The sequence below is a fragment of the Streptomyces sp. NPDC005962 genome, assembly GCF_040629205.1.
Classification (GTDB): Bacteria; Actinomycetota; Actinomycetes; order Streptomycetales; family Streptomycetaceae; genus Streptomyces.
This window is the reverse complement of the sequence record NZ_JBEXVE010000010.1, coordinates 20679-42506: the sequence shown is the minus strand read 5'-3', so window position 1 is coordinate 42506 and position 21828 is coordinate 20679. Positions and strand designations below refer to the sequence as shown.

Sequence of the window (21828 nt, the reverse complement as noted above, 5' to 3'; positions counted from 1 at the left end):
CTGCCGGGCATTATCGGTTGCATGCCCGTTTTCACGGAGATGTCAGGACAGGGCGGCATGGAGCCGGGGCCGGTGGTGACGGTGGGCACCGATTCCGTCCCGGTGCCGGAGCGGTTCGGCTGGTGGTCCGAGATGGTCGGCCACGAAGTCATGCCCGTGGCGGTACGCAGCGCGCACACGGCCGCCTTCCGGGGCCGGGCGGAAGCCGTCGAGCTGCCGCACAGCCAGGTGACAGCCTTCGATTTCTCCCCGATGACAGCCCGCCGCTCGCCGGTCCACATCCGTCGCCACGACCCCGAGAACTACTACCTGCTCCTGGTCCGGGACAGCTCGGTCCGGCTGGAGCAGGCGCGCGGCGTCGCCTGCCTCCAAGCCGGCGACATGGCCCTGTTCTCCACCTCGCATCCACTGGCCTGCGAGTTCCTCGACCACGGCTGCCAGACCCGCCTGACGCTGATGCGGCTGCCGCGCCCCGTCCCGGCGCTGGCCGGCGGCCGGGCCGACCGGCTGCTGGCCGAGCCGCTGCCGCACCGGGCCGGGTCGGCGGCCCTGCTCGGCCTGTATCTGGCACAACTGCCGCAGGCCGCCCGCACCTGCGGCCCGGCGGAGCTGGCCCGGCTCGGCGCCATCGGGATGGACCTGGCCACCACCTTGCTGGCGACCCGGCTCGGAGTCCAGGACTCCCTGCCCGCCGAGACACGCAATGCGGTGCTGCTGGCCCGGATCAACGCCTTCATCGACCACCACCTGGGCGACCCCGAGTTATGCCCCGCGGCCATCGCCGCCCACCACCACGTCTCCGTACGCACTCTCCACCTGCTGTTCCAAAGCGAACCGGAAACCGTCAGCGCCTGGATACGTCGGCGCCGCCTGGAACGCTGCCACGCCGACCTCACCGACCCCCGGCTGCGGCGGCGGTCGATCAGCGCCGTCGCCGCCCGGTGGGGATTCCTGCGCCCGGCGGACTTCAGCCGGGCGTTCCGCGCCGCGTACGGCGTGACGCCCAGAGAACTCCGGCAGGCGGCGCTGCGCGGTCTGCCGGATGCGCGACGGGCTGCGCAGAGCGACAAGTAAGGCTGCACGCATCGCCAACTCGCGGCCGACGGCGCGCGTCACGATGTGAGGGAACGGGGGCACTGGCACCGCGCTTCGCCCCCGCGGCTTCCACCTCTTGCCCAACTGGTCACAGCAGGGTTGCCGCGCCAGATCAGTACCTCCACACCGCTCCTAGCCAAAAGGGGGAACATTCATGCGAAGACTGCTAGCCGTGTTCGCCGGTGTCGCCGCGCTCGCAGCGACACTCGCCGGACCGAACTCCGCAAGCGCATCCGAGACCCGCTTCACCGAAGTCGCCGGGGTCAGCGGGCTGTACAGGGTGACTGGAGCCAGCAGCGAAGCCATCGCGCAGGACGCGTACGACCGTTGTGGGGCGGGCACGTGCTTCTTCCAGCACTACCGGGGCGAAGGGCTGTTCTGGACCGTCCCCAGCTGCGGACGACACCATCTCCCCGGCTACCTCGACGGCAAGGCGACCTCGGCCTGGAACAGGACACCAACCCCCGTCGTCCTCTACGACGGCACCTACACCGGGCGGCTGGGAACCATGCCGGGGTGGTTCAAGGGCGACCTCAACCCTGCCCACGACAACAAGCTGAGCTCCGTCGACGCGGCCTGCTGAGCCGGTCCAAAACCTCAGCGTTCCGTTGACACCCGGGGCGTGCTGGCGTCGGTGTCCTGCTGCCTGAAGTCGGCGGCAGGACACCGACGGTGCGCCCCGCGTCGGCGCCGACCGTCCAGGTGCCCTTGCTGGTCACTCCGCGATCGGTCCTCCGCTGGCACGCACATGGAGATGGGCCCCTGGCCTGCGTATGCACCGTCGGGACGACAGGATTTGAACCTGCAACCCCTTGACCCCCAGGGGTGTTGTTCAGGCGCGCGCATACCGTATGGCCCCAAACTGGTCCCGGAAGAGTCAAGGCGTTTCGTACACCGCTGTCCTCATTCACAGCGCCCCTCAGTCGCGCAATACACAAGCCATGGCCTCAGCTCGGCGCGCCACCCCACGTACATTCTGCCGCACTCGACCTTCCCCACTCCCTGGTCGAGTGGGTCACCATGCTCATCGTCACCGGGGGTGTGACCGCCGCTGCAAGCTCCCACCGCACCAGCGTGCCCTGGTCGGCCTGGTGTACCTGCGCCGGCACGACACCCTCGCCCAGATCGCGGCCGGGTTCGGCATCTCCGTCGGCACCGCCCACGCCTACACGACAGCCGTCGTCGGCCTGCTTGCCGACCGCTCTCCTGGCCTGCTGCGTGCCCTGCGAGGCGGACCCGGACTCCGTCTTGCTCGACGGCACCCTGAGTGCGACCGGGTCGGCGACGGCCGGGCCGACTTCTCCCACAAGCACCGCCGACACGGAGTAAACGTGCGGATGGTGACCGACCCGGTCGGGCGGCTGCTGTGGATCTCACCGACTATCCCGGCCGCGCGCACGATCTCACTGCGGCCCGCGCCCACCGGATCATCCGGATCTGCGAACGCCGGGGCGTTCCCATCCTCGCCGACCGCGCCTACATGGGAGCTGGCCCGTGGGTGACGACACCCCTCACTCTGGAGCGGCAATGCTGAAAGAGCTCATTGACTCAGCCGCCGCTCTTGCGCCGGAACGACCGCTGGCTCGCAGCCGGGCCGTTCGCCCTACGGATCTTCGACGCCTCGACGTTCGCAGCGAGGTCAGCGGCGTCCGCCTGCACACTGCGCTTGCGCTCCAGGGCCTCCCGGAACTTGCGTTTCAGGTCGTAGTGGCCGTCGCTATCGGGCACCAGAGCGGACGTCTCGGGGTCGGTCGGCTCCGAACCTTCTTTGGATGCAGACTCTGCGGTCATGGAGACCTCCTGGGTTCGGGCAGTGGGAAGCACAGCTTGTCATGCCGAGCACACCACGAGGGCGTTCATCTCGTAGGTGTATGCACCGGAGTTCCGGGCTCGGAAGTTTTCGACTATCAGGGCGACGGCTCTCAGCCGCCGCGACGCACCCGGGCCGCCTTGCGGGCTTCGGCGAGCTCGCGGGCCTCGCGAGCCTTTCTGGACTTGCCGCCGGCGCCGCGGGAGGTGTCCTTGCTGGTACCCAGGCCGCGGAAGGGCGCGTTGGTGTTCTTGGGCCGGGGCGCGGCCGGCCCGCCGTCGAGCGGGGTGCCGGAGGGGGCCTTGGCCCCGGTGATCCGGCTCAGCTCCGCCTCGCCCGAGCGTACCGTGGTGATGGTCGGCTCGATGCCGGCCTCTGCCATCAGTCGGCTCATCTCGCGGCGCTGGCCCGCCAGCACCAACGTGACGACGCTGCCGGACTCACCGGCCCGGGCGGTACGGCCCGCGCGGTGCACATAGTCCTTGGGGTCGGTGGGCGGGTCGACGTTGACCACGAGATCGAGGTCGTCGACGTGCAGGCCACGGCCCGCGACATTGGTCGCCACCAGGACGGTGATCTGGCCGTTCTTGAACTGCGCCAGGGCCCGTGTGCGCTGTGGCTGGGGCTTGCCGCTGTGCAGGGCCACGGCGTGCACTCCGCTGGCCCGCAGATGCCGGGTGAGCTGGTCGACCGCGTGCTTGGTGTCCAGGAACAGCAGTACGCGGCCGTCGCGGGCGGCGATCTCCGTGGTGACGGCGTACCGGTCGGGGCCGTGGACGACCAGAACATGGTGGTCCATCGTCGTGACCGCGCCCGCGGACGTGTCGACCGAGTGGACGACGGGATCGCGGAGGTAGCGGCGGACCAGGTGGTCGACGTCGCGGTCCAGAGTGGCCGAGAACAGCATCCGCTGACCGTCGGGGTATACCTGGTCGAGCGCCTCGGTCACGTGCGGCAGGAAGCCCATGTCGCACATCTGGTCGGCCTCGTCGAGGACAGTGATCCCTACCCGTCCCAGGCGGCAGGCCCTGCGCTCGATGAGGTCGTGCAGACGGCCGGGGGTGGCGACGACCACCTCGGCTCCATCGCGCAGCGCAGCAACCTGCCGGCCGATCGACATGCCACCGACGACCGTGGCCATCCGCAGCCGCAGTGCCTTTGCGTATGGCGCAAGCGCCTCGGTGACCTGTTGGGCCAGCTCTCGGGTAGGCACCAGGATCAGAGCCAGGGGCTGCTTCGGTTCCGCGCGCCGCCCAGCCAGCCGTGCGAGCAGCGGTAGGCCGAAAGCGAGCGTCTTGCCCGATCCGGTGCGCCCGCGCCCCAGGACATCGCGTCCCGCAAGGGCGTTGGGCAGCGTGGCTGCTTGGATCGGGAAGGGCTCGCGCACACCGAGTTCGCTGAGCGTTCGCAGCACCTCGGTTGGTAGTTCCAGGCTGGCGAAGGAAGCGACCGGGGGCACCGTTGGCGCAGTGGCCATGAGCGGGGCGGGATCGCTGTGCGAGGTGCCGGGGAGGTCAGGGTGATTCATGAAGAGCCTTCCGCATGCGAACGTACCGAGGAAGGCCCGGTAGGAATGAGCAGTCGACGAACAAGAGGAACCGGACAGGCAGGATCGCCAACCGTCACGAGCACGCAAAAGCATGAGGGTAACACGAAGTGACAGCCCCGCGTCCCGCGACAGCATCAGCAGGTCACGGCGGGCCAAGCGCGTCCGCTGGTCGCCGACCTCGGCTGCGGCCCCGGCTCCCTCACCGCACGGCTGGCCAGGCGGCTGCCGGAGGCGGTAATCGTCGCGGTGGACATGGACCCGCTGCTACTGGAGGCTGCTGGAGCTCGCCCGAACCCGCCACGCCGACGCGGCCCGCTACGTTGAGACGGTCATCGGCGAGCCCGGGTGGCCCGGCGCACTGGACCTGAACCGCCCGCTGGGCGCCGCCGTCTCCACGACGGCGCTGCACTACCTAGCCGAGGGCTCCCTGCGGCGGGCCTCTCACCATCTCGCGGCCCTGTTGCGCCCCGGCGGCGCGATGGCCGCCCCTGCCGGATGCGGCGGCTACCGGGAGCCGTAGGGGATCAGAGCCATCTCGCGGGCGTTCTTGATGGCACGGGCTATCTGTCGCTGCTGCTGTCGCGTCACATGGGTCACCCGGGGGCTGCGGATCTTGCCTCGGTCGGAGATGAACTTCCGCAGCAGATCCGTGTCCTTGTAATCGACATACGTGATGCCGGCGGCGTAGAGCGGATTGACGCGTGGGCGCTTGGCGCCCCGCCGGTCGGAGGTGGCGCGGCGGGCCATGAGTGAGTCCTTTCGGTGCGGGGTGATACGCGGTCAGGCGACCGTGTCGAGCAGTTCGTCGAAGGCGCGCGACAGCTCTTTCCAGCCGTCCGGGCCCGCCGCGTACTCGGCGTCGGTGAGGAGACAGGAGTCGAGCAGAGCGAGGAGACCGTCGCGGTCGAGTTCGGGTGAGGTGAAGGTGAGGTGCTGGCAGCGGTCGCCGTGTTCGGGGTGCCAGTCGAGGGAGGCGGCGACGCGGCGCTCGGCGGGCACCATCTCCCAGGCGGCGTCGGGCAGCGCGGCCAGCCACGGTCCGGCCGACTCCACGCACAGCGCGCCGCCCGCGGCGTCCCACGACAGCAGCGTGTCGCCCCGGTCCGCCAGCCAGAAGCGGCCCCGGCTGCGGGCGGCGGCGCAGCTCAGATCTTCCAGCGCATCGTAGAGCCGCCCCGGGTGGAAGGGACGCTCGCGGCGCCAGACGAGGGTGCTCACGCCGTGCCCGTCGCTCTCCTGGGGCAGCAGCGCGCAGGCCGGGTGCTGACGGGCGGCCGCCGCCTCCACGTCGAATCCGGTCAGCAGAGCGGGCCCCAGGGCGCCTTCGCCTAGAGGTACCTGCCGTGCGCCGGGCGTGAGCTGGGCGAGCAGGGCGTGGTCCCCGTCGTCGGGGAGCTCGTCGACCGATGTGCCCTCCACGACGGCGATCACGGTCGGGTACTCGAGTTGCCGGGCGAAGGTGTCGGCGACGGTGCGCTGGTCGGTCGGGGCGGCAGCAAGACCGACATCCGCCAGATCATCGCCGTTCGCCAGATACGGCAACACCAGCGCCGGGTCGATCGCGGTGGCCACTCCGGTCAACCGCAGAGGCGCGCCCTCGTCGGCGATGACCGCGGCCATGGCCTGGGGTTCGACCGAGTCCCACAACTCCACCACGGCCAGCCGATGCCCGCCGCCCGCGGCCAGCCGCAGCAGTTCGGGGACCATGTCCTCACGGAGTGCGCAGCACGCGCAGTCGTTCACCAGCGGCGCGTCGCCGCTGTCGAGCGGGCCGGTGGCGTCCCGGACGGTGCGGCGCACGGCGCTGTCGGTGGCGGCGGACAGGTCGTGATGCAGGGCGACGGAGCCAGGGACCGTGCGCAAGATCTCCTCGACTGCGGCCCGGCGGGCGTCGGCGTGCAATCCGCCCACGATCGCGACGGGCAGCCACACCTGGTCCCCGTTCACCGGCTCCTCCGTCCGGGTCCGTAACGCCGCTCGAAGCGCTCCACGCGGCCCGCGGTGTCCATGATCCGCTGGGTGCCGGTGTAGAAGGGGTGGCTCGCCGAGGAGGTCTCGACGTCGATGACCGGGTAGGTGTTGCCGTCCTCCCACTCGACCGTCGTGTCGCTGGTGGCCGTGGAGCGGGTGAGGAAGGCGAAGTCCGCGGACCGGTCACGGAATACGACCGGTCGGTAGGTGGGATGGATGCCGGGCTTCATGGCGGTCAGCGCTCCTCTCGGAAGTCGACGTGGCGGCCGACGACCGGGTCGTACTTGCGCAGAGTCATCCGGTCGGGGTCGTTCCGCCGGTTCTTGCGGGTCACGTAGGTGTAGCCGGTGCCCGCGGTGGACCTCAGCTTGATGATCGGGCGTAGCTCATTGCGTGCCATGAGCCACAGCATACATAAACTTGGTTTTCATTTTCATTAAGCTGCTACTGTGCCACCCACACCACCCCCGGACACCTGGAGAGGAACCATGTCCGCCCACTGCCAACTCACCGGCCGGCAACCCGGCTTCGGCCAGAAAATCTCCCACTCCCACCGCCGGACCAAGCGCCGGTTCGACCCCAACATCCAGCACAAGCGCTACTGGCTGCCCAGCGAGGGACGCCACGTCCGGCTCACTCTCAGCGCCAAGGGCATCAAGACCGTCGACGTGATCGGCATCGAGGCCGCCGTGACCCGCATCCGCGCCAAGGGAGGAAAGGTCTGATGGCGAAGAAGAGCAAGATCGCCAAGAACGAGCAGCGGCGTGCGATCGTCGCCCGCTACGCCGAGCGCCGTGCCGAGCTGAAGAGGGTCATCACCGACCCCAACACCTCGGACGGGGAACGCCTGGCCGCCGAGCGGGAACTGCGCCGCCAGCCACGCGACGCCAGCGCCACCCGCGTCCGCAACCGCGACTCCATCGACGGCCGCCCCCGCGGCCACCTGCGCGCCTTCGGCCTCTCCCGAATCCGGCTGCGCCAGATGGCGCACGCGGGCGAACTTCCCGGCGTCACCAAGAGCAGCTGGTAACCCCCACCGGGGCGCTTGGCGCGGGCGGACGCCACAAGCCCAGCTCCGGCATGCCGCGTCCGCACCGCGCCCCCGCCGCGCAGACGTTCACGACATGCGCCGACACCCCAGACCAAAGATGACAATGATTATCGTGTGCTAAGTTCAAGGACAGGTAAATTCCCAGCTCGCCGCCCTCAGGAAGACTCCTGTGAACCTGCCCAAGACCCTGCCCATCGCCGCGATATCCGTGGCGTCCTCGCTTCTGCTCACCGGCTGTTTCTCCTCCGGCACACGATCCGCATCCGAGGGCAAGCGCATCCGCGTCGCGATGATGCAGCCGCCGCGGTCCGCCCTGTCCCCGCTCAGCGACGACGCCTTCAAGCTGTCGCGCTGGAGCACGGCCGAGACCCTGGTCAACCTCGACAAGGACGGCGACGCGCGGCCGGCCCTCGCCACGAAGTGGCGGCGAACCGGCGATAAGACGTGGACCTTCACCATCCGCCAAGGAGTGGAATTCCACGACGGGTCAGCGCTCACCGCCCAAGCCGTCGTACGGTCCCTGAACGCCGCCACCCGGGCCGCGCCCAAGCCGCGCATCCTGGACGGGGTCGACATGAAGGTGAAGGCGAGCGGTGGCAGCACCGTCACCGTCACCACCGCCGAGGCGGACCCGCTCGTCCCACAGCGGCTGTCCTCCCCGCAGCTGTCGATCCTCGCCGCCAAGGCGTACCGGGGGAAGACCGTCAGCCCGGTCGGCGCCGGCACCGGCGCCTTCGTCCTGAAGAAGGTGAACGGCACCACCTCGGCCACCCTCGACCGCAACGCGGACTACTGGGGCGGCAAGGCCAAGGCCGCCGGCATCGACGTCACCTTCGTGCCCGACGGAGCCGCCCGCGCCGCCGCCCTGCGCAGCGGCGATGCCGACATCGTCGAGGCCGTACCCGTCTCCCAGGCGGCGCTGCTGGACGAGAACCAGATCAGCGAAGTCCCCATGCCCCGGACCAACACCCTTTATCTCAACACCGAGCACGGCCCCTTCGCCGACCCGGCGCTACGCGCCGCCGCACGCCGGGCCATTGACGCCAAGGCGCTGGTCAAGGGCGTCTACGAGGGCCGCGCCGATGTCGCGCGGGGGCTGCTGGGTCCGGCGCTGCCCTGGGCGGCCAAGGGGCGGGACGGCCGTACCAAGACGGCCAGGGCCGGTGACCCGGGTGGCCGGTCCATCACCATCGGAACCTTCACCGATCGCGCCGAGCTGCCCGAGGTCGCCACCGTGCTGCAGCAGCAGCTGCGGGACGCGGGCTTCAAGGTGAAGCTGGAGGTGCGCGAGTACGCCAACATCGAATCCGACGCGCTCAAGGGAAAGTTCGACGCCTTCATCCTCTCCCGGGCGACCGTGCTGGACTCCGGTGACCCGGCCGCATACCTGCACAGCGACTTCGCCGGTGACGGCTCCTTCAACATCTCCCAGCTCAACGACCAAGCGGTCGACGGGGCGGTACGGAAGGCCGAGGCCACCGCGTCCGGCGATGCCCGGCGTGCGGCGATCCTGAAGGCCGAGACCGCGATTCTCCACACCGGCGCCGCGATCCCCATGCTGCACGAGCGGGTCATCCAGGGGGACGCCACCGACGTCGTGGGCTCCGCCAAGGACCCGCGCGAGCGTGAACTCGTCACCCACGAGACGTACGTCAAGTGAGCGCCGCCCTACGGGCCGGCCTGACCCGGGCAGGAGCCCTGGCCGCCGTCACCGCCGCCGTCGGACTGCTGCCGTGGCTGTCCGGCCGGGACCCGGCCCTCACCGTGCTGCGCGCCCGGTCCGCCGAGCAGGAGCCGACGCGCGAGGCGCTGGCGGCCGTGCGGCGGGATCTCGGACTGGACGCCGGGCCCCTGGCGCTGCTCGGCGACTGGACAGGCGGGCTGGTGCGCGGGGACTTCGGGGCATCCTGGGTCTCCGGCACCGACGTCCTGCCGTCCGTACTCTCCGGGCTCGGCGTCTCCCTCTCGCTGATGGGCGCGTCGCTGATGGTGGCGCTGCTGGTCGCCGCCGCGGTGTGTGCTCCGGCGCTGGTGCGGGGCGCGCGGGGCACGGTGCGCGGAGGTGGTGGCGCGGTGGCCGCGATGCTGGCAGCCGTGCCCGAATTCCTGCTGGCGACGGTGCTGTTGATCGTGCTCGGGGTGTGGTGGGGCTGGCTGCCGACCTCCGGGTGGCAGGGGCCCGTGAACATGGTGCTGCCCGCCCTCGCCATGGGCGTCCCGGCGGGAGGCATCGTCGGCAGGCTCATCGACGACGCGCTGCCCGCCGCCTTCGGTGAGCGGTGGGCAGGACTGTGGCGGGCCTCGGGGATCACCGGAGGCCGGATCGCCTGCGCGGCGCTGCGGCGGGCCATGCCCGCGCTGGTGCCGCAGCTCGGCCTGGTGGCGGTCGGTCTCACGGGGGGCGCCGTCGCCGTGGAGACCGTCTTCGCCGTGCCGGGCCTCGGGCGCACTGCCCTTGGCGCCGCCAAGTCCCAGGACGTGCCGCTGCTGCAAGGCGCTGTGCTCGCCCTGCTCGCGCTCGGGCTGGCTACCGGCGCGGTGGCACATCTCGTACGCGGCCGACTGCTCGGGCCGGGGCTGAAGGACGCTGCGCTGGCCCTGCCCGCGCCCGTCGTGCCCAAGCCGACACGGCTGCGCCGGGCGGTGCCAGTGCTGCTCGCGGCCGTCCTGACGGCCGCCATCGGCTGGGGACTGCTCGGTGATCCGTACCGTCTGGACACCGATGGGCGCCTGGCCGTGCCGTCCTTCGCCCACCCGCTCGGCACGGACGCACTGGGCCGCGACGTCCTGGCCCGGCTGGGACACGGCGCCGCCGCTACGGTCGGCGTGGCCATCGCCGTGTGCGTGGTCTCTTATCTCTTCGCCCTGGCCTTCGGCTTCCTGCCGAACGTCTCGGCCGGCACCGCCGATATCGCCAACGCCCTGCCCCCGGTCGTCGTCGGCATCCTCGTCGCCGCCGTCCTCGGCCCCGGCACGGCGGGAGCATCGCTTGCGGTCGCCCTCGTCTCCTGGCCCCCGCTGGCCGCGCATGCGGCGGCGCTGGTGGTGGAGACGCGCGCGGCGGCGTATCTGGCGGCGCAACGGGCCATCGGGGCAAGGCCGTTGTGGATTCTCACCCGGCACATACTTCCCGCGGTCGCCGGTCCAGTCGCCCGCCACGCGGTACTGCGGCTTCCCGGAATCGCGCTGGCTCTGGCCTCGCTCGGTTTCCTGGGGCTCGGCGCCCAGCCCCCCGCTCCCGAATGGGGCCTCATGCTCGACGAATCACGGCTGTACGTCGAGCGGGCCCCCTGGGCCGCCCTCGCGCCGGCACTCGCACTCGCCCTGCTGGCCGGGCTGGCGGTCTCCCTGTCGACCGCGGGCCTGCGCACGCGCCGCGACACCGGCCCGTGAGGTCTCCGCCCGCCCCGCATACATGTCCGATCCGCACCCTCCGCACCGAAGGTGACCGCCCATGCCCGAACCGCTCCTCGCAGTGCGCGATCTTCACGTGACCCTGAGAGGCGGGGGTCACGCCATACCCGCCGTGCGGGGGTTGTCGTTCGGAGTGCGCCAAGGCGAAGTCGTCGCGCTCGTCGGGGAGTCGGGAGCGGGGAAGTCCCTGACCGCGCGGGCGGTCCTCGGGATGCCACCGCACGGGGCCGGCGTCACCGGCAGCGTACGGCTGCGCGGGCGCGAGCTGAGGGGAGCGTCGTACGCGGGCGTGTGGGGCCGCCGGATGGCGTTCGTGCCGCAGGACGCGCTGACCGTGCTCAGCCCGGTCCACACGGTCGGCGACCAGATCACCGCGGCCGTGCGGTCCGTCGCGAAGACCTCCCGCCAGGAGGCCCGGGCCCGCGCCGTGGCAGCCCTGGACCGCGTGGGCATCGCGGACGCCGCGCGACGGGCGCGGGCGTATCCGCACGAGTTCTCCGGCGGTATGCGACAACGAGCGGTGATCGCCATGGCGATGGTGAACGAGCCGGAACTGGTCATCGCCGACGAGCCGACGACCGCGCTGGACCCGGCAGTCGAGGCCCAGGTACTGGAGGCCCTGGCAACCGCCCGCGAAGCGACCGGCGCGGCACTGGTGCTGATCACACATGACCTGCGGATCGTCGCGCGGCACGCGGACCGGGTTGTGGTCATGTACGCGGGGCGGGCCGTGGAATCGGGCCCGGTGGAGCCGGTGTTCCGCGCCCCCCGAGCGCCGTACACCGCGGGCCTGATCGCCTCACTGCCACCCGCCGAGGTGGACGCGGCGGACCGGTGGCTGCCGTCGATCGCCGGTGCGCCTCCGTCGCCGACGCACCTCCCACGGGGCTGCGCCTTCGCACCGCGCTGCCCGCTGGCCCGGCAGGACTGCGAGGACCAGGAGCCCGCGCTGGCCGCCGCCGGGGAGCCGGGACAGCTGGCCGCCTGCCACCACTCGACGGACCTTCCCGTGCCGGCGACCGGACTCTTCTCACGGAAGGCGACAGCATGAGCGACCCGCTGCTGAAGGTGACGGACCTTGTCGTCCGCTACGGCCGCCACACCGCCGTCGACAAGGTCTCCTTCGAGGTCCACCCGGGGGAAACACTCGCCCTGATCGGCCCATCGGGCTGCGGAAAATCCTCCACCGCCCTGGCCACACTCGCCCTGCGCCGCCCGGACGGCGGGAGCGTACGCTTCGATGGGCAGGAGCTCACCAGCCTGCGGGAGCGCGAACTGCGCCCGCTGCGGCCCCGGTTCCAGCCGGTCTTCCAGGACCCCTACGGCTCGCTCAGCCCCCGGCTGCCAGTCCGCGACGCGATCGCCGAACCCCTGCGCGCACAACGGAGGCCACTGGCAACCGGCCAGGTCGAGAAGCTGATGGAGACAGTCGGCCTCGACACCGCGCTGGGCGACCACCTGCCGCACGAACTGTCCGGCGGGCAATGCCAGCGCGTCGGAATCGCGCGGGCGCTGGCCGGTGAGCCCCGGTTGCTGGTGCTGGACGAACCGGTGTCGGCACTCGACCCGTCGGTGCGCGCGGGCGTGCTGAACCTGCTCACCGCCCTCCAGGAGGACCGAGGTCTGGCGTACCTGTTCATCTGCCATGACCTCACGCTCGTACGCCACTTCGCACACCGTGTCGCCGTCATGCGGCAGGGTCGGATCGTCGATACCCGACCTGCCCGCGAGCTGAGCCTTACCGCACTCGACAGCGGTCCTGCGTAGCCGCCGTGTCATGGGCCGGGTTCCCCTCCCACGGTTCAACCCTCAGGGTCCTGTGCCGTGGCGCCGAGCAGCGGATCGGGCAAGCAGGCTCAGTGGTCGGCGCCGAGGGCCAGTTCACGGCCCGGCGCTGGGGCGAGGCGGCGCCGTGGTCGATGCCGGCGGCGAGGGGTGCGAGGTCGTAGTGGTCGGACAGCGGGGTCCTGCCCAGCGGGGTCCGCCACAGCTCGGCCAGAAACGACCCGGCGTCGACGTTGTCGGGGAGCGCGAGCACCACATGCGGGGATGCGGCGGCCCGCGCGCGCACCAGCGCGTCGGGCGAGGCGAGCCGCAGCAGGTCCAGGACGCGGCCCGGGGATTCCGGGGTGTTGCCGGACACCACGCCCAGCAAGCCGCGGCCCCTCACTCCGGCCCCCGTCCGATGGCGGTGACGAGCGCATAAGCGCTCCTGCGCACCCGCAACATCACCAACGGCACTTTTCCTCCTGAGCGACGGCCTCACAGCAACCAGCACGCTACATGAAAACGGAATCCATTTTCATGTATGGTTACAGGGACAACGCCGAGCAGAAAAGGACCCATACATCATGGCCGTGCCCAAGCGGAAGATGTCCCGGAGCAACACCCGCCACCGCCGCGCGCAGTGGAAGGCAAGCGCGCCGGACCTGGTGGCCATCACCATCGACGGTCGCGAACACCAGGTGCCACGGCGGCTCGTCCCCGCCTACCGGCGTGGTCTGCTGCGCCCCGAGGGCTGACCGCGCCATGGCCGACCAGCTTCCGGTGACGGTCTTGTCGGGTTTCCTGGGATCGGGCAAGACCACCCTCCTCAATCACCTCCTCAACAACCGCGACGGGCTGCGGGTCGCCGTCATCGTCAACGACATGAGCGAGGTGAACATCGACGCCGCGCTCGTCCGCGACGGCGACGCGGCTCTCTCGCGCACCGAAGAGCGCCTCGTCGAGATGACGAACGGCTGCATCTGCTGCACCCTGCGCGACGACCTGCTGGAGGAGGTGGACCGGCTCGCCGGGGAAGGACGGTTCGACTATCTCCTCATCGAGTCCAGCGGCATCTCCGAGCCCATGCCCGTCGCCGCCACTTTCGCCTTCCCCCGCGACGACGGCGCCACGCTGGACGAGGTCGCACGGCTCGACACCATGGTCACGGTCGTCGACGCCGCGAACTTCCTCCCGGAGCTAGCCGACGGCGACGAGCTGGTCGCGCGGGGGCTTGACCAGTACGAGGACGACGAGCGCACCGTCAGCGATCTCCTCATGGACCAGGTCGAGTTCGCCGATGTCATCGTCCTCAACAAGCTCGACCTGGTCACCCCCGACACGGCCGAACGGCTGGCGGCAGCACTGACCCGGCTCAACCCGGCCGCCCGACTCGTACCCGCCACCCACGGCCGGGTCGCCCCCACGGACGTGCTCGGCACCGGCCGCTTCGACCTCGAACGCGCCCAGCAGGCCCCCGGCTGGGTGAGGGAACTCAACGGCGACCATGTGCCGGAGACCGAGGAGTACGGCATCTCCAGCAGCGTCTTCCGTGCCACCCGGCCCTTTCATCCCGCCCGGCTATGGGACTTCGTCGCCACGGACCTGGACACCAGGACCTACGGCGGCGTCCTGCGCTCCAAGGGCTTCTTCTGGCTGGCCACCCGCCCGCGGGTGACCGGACTGTGGTCACAGGCAGGCGCCGTCGCCCGGTTCGAGCCCTCCGGAGCATGGGACGGCCACAGCGAGGCCGGCGAAGCCGCCGAGCGCGGCCAGGAACTCGTCTTCATCGGCACCGACCTGCACCCCGCCGCCCTGCACCACGCCCTGTCCGCATGCCTGCTCACCGACGATGAGCACGCACTGGGCGCCCGGGGCTGGTCGGCCTGGGACGACCCCTTCCCCGCTTGGGAGACCTACGGCCTCGACGAGACATGTGACCACGAGCATGCCCTGCACGAGCCCGAACCCCTACCTCAGCGCTGAAGCGGATTCGCACTGCTTGGCACGCTATTCCATATTCCTGTCCCGCACTTGTCGCCACGACAAGGGATCACCACAGGTCAGAGCGGTAAGCGGAGGGATATGGTCGCAGGGTGGTCGCGTGATCCCCAGCACGGCGGCCGACAATGGAAGCGGTTGGTTCAATGCGTACCGCCGGAAGTGATTCCGCGGACCTCCACACTGTCGGTCCTTCGGACCGTAGGGCCAGCAGGCATCATCGTCCGATGGCGTCGCTTCCCGTCTCGGTCGGTACACGCATCCGGACGTTGTAGCCCCCGTCGACGGTCGGCCCCGAGGCGAAGTTGCCCTTGAGGTTCTCGGCCCGCTCGCGCAGGCCGATCAATCCGTGGTGTGCGCTGGGGAGGCGCAGGATGGGGCGGGTCGGCGGGGTGTTGGTGATGGTCACGCCCAGTGCGCCGTCGTCGTGCCACAGCCGTACGGTGGCGGTGGCGCCGGGAGCGTGTTTGCGGACGTTGGTGAGCGCTTCCTGGACGGTGCGGTAGATGGCGCGCTGCACCGGTGCGGCGATGGCGGAGGGCAGTTCACCCTCCAGTCGGGCTTCGATCCCGCTCGTGCCGATCAGCCGTTGGAGGTCGGCGAGGGTCGGCTGCGGGGTGAGTTCGCCGGCCCGGATGCCGGAGGCGCGGAGCAGGGTGACCATGTGGCGCAACTCGTCCAGGGTGGTCACGCTGAGTTCGCGGATGGTGCGGGCGGCGTCCTTGGTGTCCGGGTCGGTGGTGCCCACCTGAAGCGCCCCGGCCCGCACCGCGATCAGGGTGACCTGGTGGGACACGACGTCGTGCATCTCCCTCGCGAGCTGGGCGCGTTCGCGCGCCAGCACGTTCTGGGCGTGCATCCGGCGCTCGTGCTCACGGGCCTCCTCGACCTCCGCGAGCCGCAGCGACAGATCGTGCCGGGCCTGCACCAGCTGTCCCAGAAGGACGGGAGCGGCGGCCGGGGCGAGGAGATAGACGAAGTGGACCAGCGTCCACGTTCGGCCGTCCGACGCGTAGTCGGACAGCGGCCACGGCATGGCCGAGGCGGCGGCGGACAGCATGGCGCACACCACCAGCAGCCGACGGTCGCGGACCCGCGCGGCGAGGGTGTAGAGAGCCGCCAAAGGGGCGACCATGACCGCCAGGAACACCGCGGACGGCAACGCCGCCACGAACACCGACAGGGGAAACCGGCGCCGGAAAGCGAGCGCGAGACATCCCACGGCCGACCACACCATCACCGACCAGGACTCATCGTCGGAAGTGAGCCAAACATCGACCGCCGCGACACCGACGAGCAGCGCGTCCAGCAGGGGAGCGGGTATCCGGCGCCACCTCATCGGACACCCCCGGCCCCGGACGATCCGCCGCGCAGCAGCCCGGCCTGCTGGGCAAGCAGCGCCGCCCGCACCCGGCTACTCACCCGCAACTTGGCAAGGATCGCGCTGACGTAGTCCTTCACCGTGCCCGGGCTGAGATGGATTCGCGCGCCGATGTCGGTGTTCGACACCCCTCCGCGATCAGCACGAGGACCTCCCGTTCCCGGCCCGTGAGCAGCTCCACGCGCCGCACCTCGGCATCATCGGCGTCCGTGTCGGCGTCTGCGTCCTGGTGGGCGTGGAGTATGGCGCTGGACGCCTTCGGGGAGAGCACCACCCCACCCGCGGCGAGCGTCCGTACCAGCTGGGCCAGTTGCTCGGGCTCGGTGTCCTTGAGGATGAACCCGGCCGCTCCGCCACGGAGCGCGGTCAGGATGTATTCGTCGGAGTCGAAAGTGGTCAGCATGGCCACCACCGGGGGCTCCGACATCGCCCGGATGCCGCGCAGCACGGTGAGGCCGTCGACGTCCGGCATCCGGATGTCCAGCAGGACGACATCGGGGCGCACCCGGAGCGCGGTGTCCAGGGCCTCCGCGCCGCCTGACGTGGCGACCACGTCGATGTCGCCCGCCGCGTTGAGGATGAACTGGAAACCGGACCGGATCAGGGCCTCGTCGTCCACCACCTGTACCCGGATCACAGCCGCTCCGTCCCACTGCCCGCCACCGTAGCCACTCCCGGGCCAAGACTACGGACGCACAGCGCCACACCGGGCCGAACAGCGATGAACCCGATGGCCGGCGGGGTGGCTCCAGCCACTCGGCGGGGGCGGTCACGACGAACGGCGGAGCTGCTCCCGACCTTCGCCGGATACAGCCGGAAACGCCCGCCGACCAGCCTCGGCTTCATGACCCAGAACACTTCCCCAGAACAGCGGACGGCTCCCTCCGTCGAGCCCCCACCGCCCCCGCTCCCACGCCCGTACACCGTCTGATCGGCGTGGACCTCGCACGCGGCCTCGCGGTGTTCGGAATGTACGCGGCGCACGTCGGCCCCGACCCGTCCGTCGGCGGTGCCACCGGCTTCGCCATGGAACTCGCGCACGGCCGAGCCTCCGCCCTGTTCGCCTTCCTGGCGGGCTGGCGCTGGCCTGGGTCCCGTTCGTCATCGCGGGCATGGCAGTGGCCCGCCTCGACCTCGCCTCCACGGCGGTACGCATCCGGCTGGCCATCGCGGGAGGCGCGCTCGCCGCTGTCGGCTACGGTGGCTCCTGGCTGGCCCTGCACCTGGTGCCGGGGGTCCGATCCGCGCTCGCGCACTCCGCGTGGGAACCCGGGGCGGTCATGTCGGCCTGGTGGTCCGACGCCGCCGGTTATCCGACCGGAGACACCCCGGCGTGGCTGTGGGCGGCCTCACCGCAGTCGACCGGTTCCCGCGCGTCCGGAAGTGCGTCGCCCCGGTGATCGCGGTCGGCACGATGTCGTTGACCGCGTACGTCTTCCACGTCGTGGGCATCCGGATGCTGGGCATCGAGGAACTCCCCGGCTCCCCGCTGCGGGTGCTGCTCGGCTTCTTCGCCTCTGTGACAGTGCTGGCCGTCGTCTGGTCCCGATTCTTCCGGCGGGGGCCGCTGGAGTATCTCCTCAACGGCGCCACCAAAGTAGCTCGTCACCTCACATAGCCGACGGCCAAGTGCCCTCCCAGGAACGCTCGCCCGACCTGTTGGGCCGAGCAGGCACAGCGTTTCACCGGGGCCCCAGAGGGAGGGTGATGCCGTCGACTATGTGCCGACCGTCTGCATGGCGGCCGACCCGGTTCGCGTGGAGTCCGAACGCCGCTTCCGGTCCTGCCCGCGTTGGGGCGGGCCTTCCATCCCGGGGAGGGGGAGCGATCGTGGTCGTCCGACGCGGCCGTCTCCCTTCGCTCGCGGCTGCTGGAGGGCAATCCGCACCGACCGGCCTGTCCCCTCTTCCGGCTCTTGGCTGTGCTCGTAGGAGCGCTGGACCAGAGCATCCGCGAGCGCGGACAGGGCGTCCCAGTCGGACAGGGCCAGGGTGCGGGGATCGTCGAGTTCGTCCTCGGCCCGCTGGTGTTCGGACCGCCAGCCTGAGACGCGGGTGGGGTTGATCTGTGGGTGCGCCTACGAGGTCGTGGATCCGGCAGGGCACACCCTCGTTCTCAAATGGGTCCCCTGCACGGGTGACACCGCCGAAGCGGCATGGGAGAGTCGCATCCCACGGGTGTTCTCTCACTCTATGGACATGGAAGTGCGGGAAGTCCCATCACCCCAGTTCACAGGGCATCCGCGCCTTCATGTCCGACGCATGGACCGGCGGTTGTCGGGTGGATCAAGGCTTAGCCGCGACGGTCGACGGGTCACGGTCGGTCGGGGACACATCGAGGAGCCGCAGCATCGCGGGGAGCAAGTCGCTCGTCAACGGATCTGAGGTGTCTTCGTCGATCGCGCCCTCCAGTGCGAGGCTTGTATAGCCGTGCACGAGTGACCACACTGCGTAGCTCGGCACCAGCGCGGGGTCCGCCCTGTCCGGAAGTTGCGCATCCTGGCCGCGCAGGCCACGGTCCAGGGCGCGGAGCGCCCGGTGCTTCTGCTCGGCCAGGTCTGGATCGTTGAAGTCGAACTGGGTCATGCGCCACATGAGGTCGAACAGCGCGCGGTTGTCCCGGGCGAACGCAACATATTCGGCCGAGAGCGCCGCGACCCGCTCCCGCACATCGCGCCCGACGACCTCCACCGCCTCCAGCCGGTCGCAGAGCTGGCGGTAGGCGCGCGTGGCGAGCGCGCCGAGTAGCCCGCGCGCGTCGCCGAAGTGGTGCTTGGGGGCGGACTGCGACACTCCCGCCCGCCGTGCGGCCTCGCGCATGCTGAACCCGGCGACACCGCTCTCGGACAGCACTTCTAGCGCGCTGTCGAGTAGCGCCGCGCGCAGATTGCCGTGGTGGTAACGATCGCCGGCCCTCGGCTCTTCGGACATCATCAAGTCCTTATCTTGACAGTGAGCAGACCCTCCGTAAACTACTCACTGTCAAGATAAGGCGATCACTGGGGCAGGTATGACAGACACGGTCCTTGTCACGGGTGTCTCGGGGTTCATCGGCGGTCACACAGCGGCAGAGCTTCTGCGTCGCGGATACGCGGTCCGCGGGTCGGTGCGGTCACCGGCCCGCGCCGCCGAGGTGCGCGCTGCGATGGCAGAGGCAGGCGCAGACGACACGTTGTTGGAGACCCTGCAGCTCGATCTGCTGTCGGACGAGGGATGGGCAGCAGCGACCGCGGGCTGCCGGTTCGTACTGCACGTCGCTTCCCCCTTCGTCACGACGAAGCCGAACAACCCGGAGGACTTGATCCGCCCCGCCGTACAGGGCACGACGCGGGCCATCGACGCGGCGCTCGATGCAGGCGTGGAGCGCGTGGTCGTCACCTCGTCTCTCGCGGCGGTGCAGTACGCCCCGGCACGCAGAGATCACCTCTTCACTGCATCCGACTGGACCCCACTCGACCGCCGCGGCCTCGGTGCCTACGTAGTTTCGAAGGTCCGGGCCGAGCGCGCGGCGTGGGACATCGCCGACCGACGCGGCGTGCGCGACCGGCTCGCCGTCATCAACCCGGGCGCGGTCATCGGGCCCCTCCTCTCCGACGACCCAGGAACCTCGGTCTCGGCGATCCAGCAGATCATGGCCGGCGCGCTGCCGATGGTCCCAGACCTGCGACTCCCGTGGGTACACGTGCGAGACGTCGCCGACGCGCACATCGAGGCCATGACCTCCGAAACGGCGGGCGCACATCGCACGATCGTCGCGACCGACCCGTCCTCGCTCATCGACGTCGCCGCGGTACTCCGCGAGAGGCTTCCCGAGGCGAGCCGGAAGATCCCCACACGGGCGATGCCGACATGGCTCACCTGGGTCGCGAGCGTGTTCGAACCTCAGCTGCGCGACAACCGATGGCTCATCGGCTCGACGCAGCGCTTCGACCACGACCCCGCCGAGGCGCTCCTGGCCCGCCCGCTCCACTCGATCCCCGACACGATCGAGGAAACCGGCCGCAGCCTCGCCGAGCGCGGACTCGTCTGAGGCCGTCCTGGAAACCACGACATGTGCAGAGCGCCCAGGCCGGGTGACGACCTCGCACCAACCGCAGGACGCCTTCGGGAACTGGAAAACTCCCCTCTCGAGCGAAAGTGCAGGGCGGCAGTCAGCCGGGCCCACACGGCCCGATAGCCGCACTCCTCGATTCGCTGGATGCGGTAAACGCCGGCCCGGCCTTGAGGCCGGCCACGACCTGGACGTGACCACGGCGTGCGCAGAGCTCTGAGGCCGGTAGTGACGCAAAATGACGATCGAGACGTCGACGACACGTCACATCGCCGCCCAGGTGGGGACATCACCCAGCAGCACACGGAGTCGTCGCAGGATGAGCCTTTTCCGACCTCAGCCTGACGTCGCCAGGTGCAGCGTGATGACGGCCTTGACCAGGTTGGTGATGCGGGTTGTACTGCAGCGGAGCTTGCGCAGCAGCCGCCAGGACTTGAGGGTGGCCATCGCTTGCTCGCCCAAGGCGCGGATCTTGGCATGGGAAACGTTGACCGCCTGCTGGCCCTCGGAGAGCTTGTCCCAGCGGCCCCGGTAGGGGACGCGAACCGTGCCGCCGGTCCCCTGGTACCCCTTGTCGGCCCAGCAGCGCACCTCGGCGTCCGCCAAGGCGCCGATGATGCCGTGGGCGCGGGCCGCCTTGATGTCGTGGACTGCGCCGGGCAGGGCGGGCGAGGCCCACAGCAGTCGGCTAAAAGGATCGGCGATGACCTGCACGTTCATCCCGTGTTTCTTGTGTTTACCCGAGTAGAAGGGGCGGTCGGCGGCGATCCGGTCGATCGGGAGCGGCGTGCCGTCCAGGATCACGAACGCCTTGCGGGCGGCAGTCCGGATCGCTGTGGTGAGGTCGGGGGCGAGGGCCGCCAGGACCTCGACTGCCTCGCCGATGTACCGGTAGACGGTGGCAATCCCGACGCCGAACCCGGCGGCGAGCTGGGTGTAGGTGTGACCGCACCGCAAATGGGCCAGGACCAGCAGCGCCTGCCGGTCCGTACCGAGCCGGCGCCACCGCGTCCCACGCTCCCGGCGCCGGGGCGGCCAACAGACCGGACAGGTACCGCAGAGTTGCACTGGACAGATCGATCCCCGATGGGTAGACAAGCACATGATGCTCCGGGCGGACAGGTTGATCTTGGTCGACAACCCGTCTACCAGGAGCTTCACTATTTCCTCAACGCCACCTCTATGCCAACTGACCTTCTGCTCTGCCAAGTTGGAAACGGCTCACTCGCAGCCACCCGAACCACCCCCGGGATCCACTGCCAAGCAGGCTACGCCCACGGCAAAGACAACGGCATTGCCTCTCAGCATCGTCATCCATCAGGATCTGACGGGTTGGCTCGCCAACGCCCCTGTCCGATCCATGTGGGCGTATCCCCATTCGCACAGCGGGCGCAGCGCTTCAGCCAGACTCGAGCCGAACGGTGTCAGGGAGTATTCGACGTGAGGGGGAAGCTCCTGGAAGTCCTTGCGGAGGACAATGCAGTCTGCCTCAAGGTCTTTGAGCGCACCGATCAGCACTTTCTCGGTAACGCCGTCGACAAGGCGGCGCAGCTGGCCGAACCGCTGGGGACCGTGCACGGCGAGCTGCCACAGCACCAGAAACTTCCACCTGCCCCCGACGACGGACAGTGCGGCGTCCAATCCGCAGTAGAACCCACGCTCAGTCATCTGGACATACCCTTCCGTCCGCCACCACCTGGAGGCACTTACCCCAAAGTAGGTACTTGCTGGCGGGAGGGGAC

The 21828-nt window shown here is 70.2% G+C and carries 24 protein-coding genes and 4 pseudogenes; 16 read left to right on the top strand and 12 right to left on the bottom strand.

From position 1 onward, the window contains the following. Positions 1-21 precede the first annotated feature (21 nt). The 3 genes and pseudogenes from ABZ370_RS18475 to ABZ370_RS18465 form a co-directional block, all read left to right on the top strand. Positions 22-1074, top strand: coding sequence for a helix-turn-helix domain-containing protein (locus ABZ370_RS18475; RefSeq protein WP_358621713.1), 1053 nt, complete (start codon positions 22-24; stop codon positions 1072-1074). A 175-nt stretch (positions 1075-1249) separates the two neighbouring features. Then, positions 1250-1678, top strand: a complete 429-nt coding sequence (locus ABZ370_RS18470) for a peptidase inhibitor family I36 protein (RefSeq protein ID WP_358621710.1) — start codon at positions 1250-1252, stop codon at positions 1676-1678. A gap of 437 nt (positions 1679-2115) precedes the next feature. Then, positions 2116-2608, top strand: a pseudogene (locus ABZ370_RS18465) (transposase family protein); the annotation flags it as partial. A 35-nt stretch (positions 2609-2643) separates the two neighbouring features. Here the strand turns inward: ABZ370_RS18465 and ABZ370_RS18460 are convergent. Together ABZ370_RS18460 and ABZ370_RS18455 are read right to left on the bottom strand one after the other, a co-directional pair. Beyond that, positions 2644-2886 (bottom strand): DUF5302 domain-containing protein, encoded by a 243-nt coding sequence (locus tag ABZ370_RS18460; RefSeq protein WP_358621708.1) that lies wholly within the window; start codon positions 2884-2886, stop codon positions 2644-2646. 131 nt (positions 2887-3017) lie between these two features. Further along, positions 3018-4433 carry a DEAD/DEAH box helicase gene (locus tag ABZ370_RS18455; RefSeq protein WP_358621705.1) on the bottom strand — a complete coding sequence of 472 codons (1416 nt, stop codon included), beginning with the start codon at positions 4431-4433 and terminating at the stop codon, positions 3018-3020. Positions 4434-4595: 162 nt separating this feature from the next. On the opposite strand from ABZ370_RS18455, the pseudogene ABZ370_RS18450 reads away from it, so the two are divergent. Beyond that, positions 4596-4935: pseudogene (locus ABZ370_RS18450) on the top strand (class I SAM-dependent methyltransferase); the annotation flags it as partial. A gap of 23 nt (positions 4936-4958) precedes the next feature. Here the strand turns inward: ABZ370_RS18450 and rpsR are convergent. From rpsR to rpmG, 4 genes are read right to left on the bottom strand one after another with little or no spacing between them, the layout of a single operon-like run. Next, positions 4959-5201: a 30S ribosomal protein S18 gene (gene rpsR, locus ABZ370_RS18445; protein WP_358621703.1), complete on the bottom strand. Its 243-nt coding sequence runs from the start codon at positions 5199-5201 to the stop codon at positions 4959-4961. 33 nt (positions 5202-5234) lie between these two features. Further along, the gene (locus tag ABZ370_RS18440) at positions 5235-6401 is read right to left on the bottom strand and encodes a GTP-binding protein (protein WP_358621700.1); all 1167 of its coding nucleotides are present in this window, start codon (positions 6399-6401) and stop codon (positions 5235-5237) included. After that, a complete protein-coding gene (locus ABZ370_RS18435; RefSeq protein WP_358621697.1) occupies positions 6398-6655 on the bottom strand; it encodes a type B 50S ribosomal protein L31 in 258 nt (85 codons plus the stop codon). The genes ABZ370_RS18440 and ABZ370_RS18435 overlap by 4 nt, the downstream gene beginning before the upstream one ends. Before the next feature lie 5 nt (positions 6656-6660). Further along, positions 6661-6825, bottom strand: a complete 165-nt coding sequence (gene rpmG, locus ABZ370_RS18430; RefSeq protein ID WP_009719228.1) for a 50S ribosomal protein L33 — start codon at positions 6823-6825, stop codon at positions 6661-6663. A gap of 88 nt (positions 6826-6913) precedes the next feature. Here rpmG and rpmB point away from each other — a divergent pair, with 88 nt between their 5' ends. The 6 genes from rpmB to ABZ370_RS18400 all read left to right on the top strand — a co-directional run bounded on the left by rpmB (position 6914) and on the right by ABZ370_RS18400 (position 12657). Continuing rightward, positions 6914-7150 (top strand): 50S ribosomal protein L28, encoded by a 237-nt coding sequence (rpmB, locus tag ABZ370_RS18425; protein WP_358621694.1) that lies wholly within the window; start codon positions 6914-6916, stop codon positions 7148-7150. After that, entirely contained in the window at positions 7150-7455 is a 306-nt protein-coding gene (gene rpsN, locus ABZ370_RS18420) for a 30S ribosomal protein S14 (RefSeq protein WP_358621691.1), read from the top strand. The genes rpmB and rpsN overlap by 1 nt, the downstream gene beginning before the upstream one ends. A gap of 190 nt (positions 7456-7645) precedes the next feature. Then, positions 7646-9136 carry an ABC transporter substrate-binding protein gene (locus ABZ370_RS18415; protein WP_358621689.1) on the top strand — a complete coding sequence of 497 codons (1491 nt, stop codon included), beginning with the start codon at positions 7646-7648 and terminating at the stop codon, positions 9134-9136. Further along, positions 9133-10869, top strand: coding sequence for an ABC transporter permease subunit (locus tag ABZ370_RS18410; protein WP_358621687.1), 1737 nt, complete (start codon positions 9133-9135; stop codon positions 10867-10869). The genes ABZ370_RS18415 and ABZ370_RS18410 overlap by 4 nt, the downstream gene beginning before the upstream one ends. Before the next feature lie 61 nt (positions 10870-10930). Continuing rightward, positions 10931-11941 carry an ABC transporter ATP-binding protein gene (locus tag ABZ370_RS18405; protein WP_358621685.1) on the top strand — a complete coding sequence of 337 codons (1011 nt, stop codon included), beginning with the start codon at positions 10931-10933 and terminating at the stop codon, positions 11939-11941. Next, positions 11938-12657 carry a dipeptide/oligopeptide/nickel ABC transporter ATP-binding protein gene (locus tag ABZ370_RS18400; protein WP_358621683.1) on the top strand — a complete coding sequence of 240 codons (720 nt, stop codon included), beginning with the start codon at positions 11938-11940 and terminating at the stop codon, positions 12655-12657. Before ABZ370_RS18405 ends, ABZ370_RS18400 begins: the two co-directional genes overlap by 4 nt. Here the strand turns inward: ABZ370_RS18400 and ABZ370_RS18395 are convergent. Then, positions 12629-13045, bottom strand: coding sequence for a hypothetical protein (locus ABZ370_RS18395; protein ID WP_358621680.1), 417 nt, complete (start codon positions 13043-13045; stop codon positions 12629-12631). The genes ABZ370_RS18400 and ABZ370_RS18395 overlap by 29 nt on opposite strands. Positions 13046-13241: 196 nt before the next feature. On the opposite strand from ABZ370_RS18395, the gene rpmF reads away from it, so the two are divergent. Together rpmF and ABZ370_RS18385 are read left to right on the top strand one after the other, a co-directional pair. Next, positions 13242-13412 (top strand): 50S ribosomal protein L32, encoded by a 171-nt coding sequence (gene rpmF / locus ABZ370_RS18390; protein WP_358621678.1) that lies wholly within the window; start codon positions 13242-13244, stop codon positions 13410-13412. A gap of 7 nt (positions 13413-13419) precedes the next feature. Then, complete coding sequence (locus tag ABZ370_RS18385; protein ID WP_358621676.1) at positions 13420-14640, top strand: GTP-binding protein; 1221 nt, start codon at positions 13420-13422, stop codon at positions 14638-14640. 232 nt (positions 14641-14872) lie between these two features. Here the strand turns inward: ABZ370_RS18385 and ABZ370_RS18380 are convergent, their stop codons facing one another. Next, on the bottom strand, positions 14873-15994 hold the full coding sequence (locus ABZ370_RS18380; protein ID WP_358621674.1) for a histidine kinase: 1122 nt from the start codon (positions 15992-15994) through the stop codon (positions 14873-14875). Further along, a pseudogene (locus ABZ370_RS18375) lies at positions 15991-16673 on the bottom strand (response regulator transcription factor). The gene ABZ370_RS18380 and the pseudogene ABZ370_RS18375 overlap by 4 nt, the downstream one beginning before the upstream one ends. A 475-nt stretch (positions 16674-17148) precedes the next feature. On the opposite strand from ABZ370_RS18375, the gene ABZ370_RS18370 reads away from it, so the two are divergent. The 3 genes from ABZ370_RS18370 to ABZ370_RS18360 all read left to right on the top strand — a co-directional run bounded on the left by ABZ370_RS18370 (position 17149) and on the right by ABZ370_RS18360 (position 18083). Then, positions 17149-17436, top strand: a complete 288-nt coding sequence (locus ABZ370_RS18370) for a hypothetical protein (RefSeq protein ID WP_358621673.1) — start codon at positions 17149-17151, stop codon at positions 17434-17436. A gap of 14 nt (positions 17437-17450) precedes the next feature. Next, positions 17451-17654 (top strand): hypothetical protein, encoded by a 204-nt coding sequence (locus ABZ370_RS18365; RefSeq protein ID WP_358621671.1) that lies wholly within the window; start codon positions 17451-17453, stop codon positions 17652-17654. Positions 17655-17951: 297 nt separating this feature from the next. Further along, positions 17952-18083: a hypothetical protein gene (locus tag ABZ370_RS18360; RefSeq protein ID WP_358621669.1), complete on the top strand. Its 132-nt coding sequence runs from the start codon at positions 17952-17954 to the stop codon at positions 18081-18083. 238 nt (positions 18084-18321) lie between these two features. On the opposite strand, the gene ABZ370_RS18355 is transcribed toward ABZ370_RS18360, so the two are convergent. Further along, entirely contained in the window at positions 18322-18966 is a 645-nt protein-coding gene (locus tag ABZ370_RS18355; RefSeq protein WP_358621666.1) for a TetR/AcrR family transcriptional regulator, read from the bottom strand. 79 nt (positions 18967-19045) lie between these two features. Between ABZ370_RS18355 and ABZ370_RS18350 the strand changes: the two genes are divergently transcribed. Next, positions 19046-20065: an NAD-dependent epimerase/dehydratase family protein gene (locus ABZ370_RS18350; protein WP_358621664.1), complete on the top strand. Its 1020-nt coding sequence runs from the start codon at positions 19046-19048 to the stop codon at positions 20063-20065. Between the two features lie 357 nt (positions 20066-20422). On the opposite strand, the pseudogene ABZ370_RS18345 reads toward ABZ370_RS18350, so the two are convergent. Next, a pseudogene (locus ABZ370_RS18345) lies at positions 20423-21188 on the bottom strand (transposase family protein). 215 nt (positions 21189-21403) lie between these two features. Beyond that, the gene (locus tag ABZ370_RS18340) at positions 21404-21754 is read right to left on the bottom strand and encodes a helix-turn-helix domain-containing protein (RefSeq protein ID WP_358621662.1); all 351 of its coding nucleotides are present in this window, start codon (positions 21752-21754) and stop codon (positions 21404-21406) included. Positions 21755-21828 lie beyond the last annotated feature (74 nt).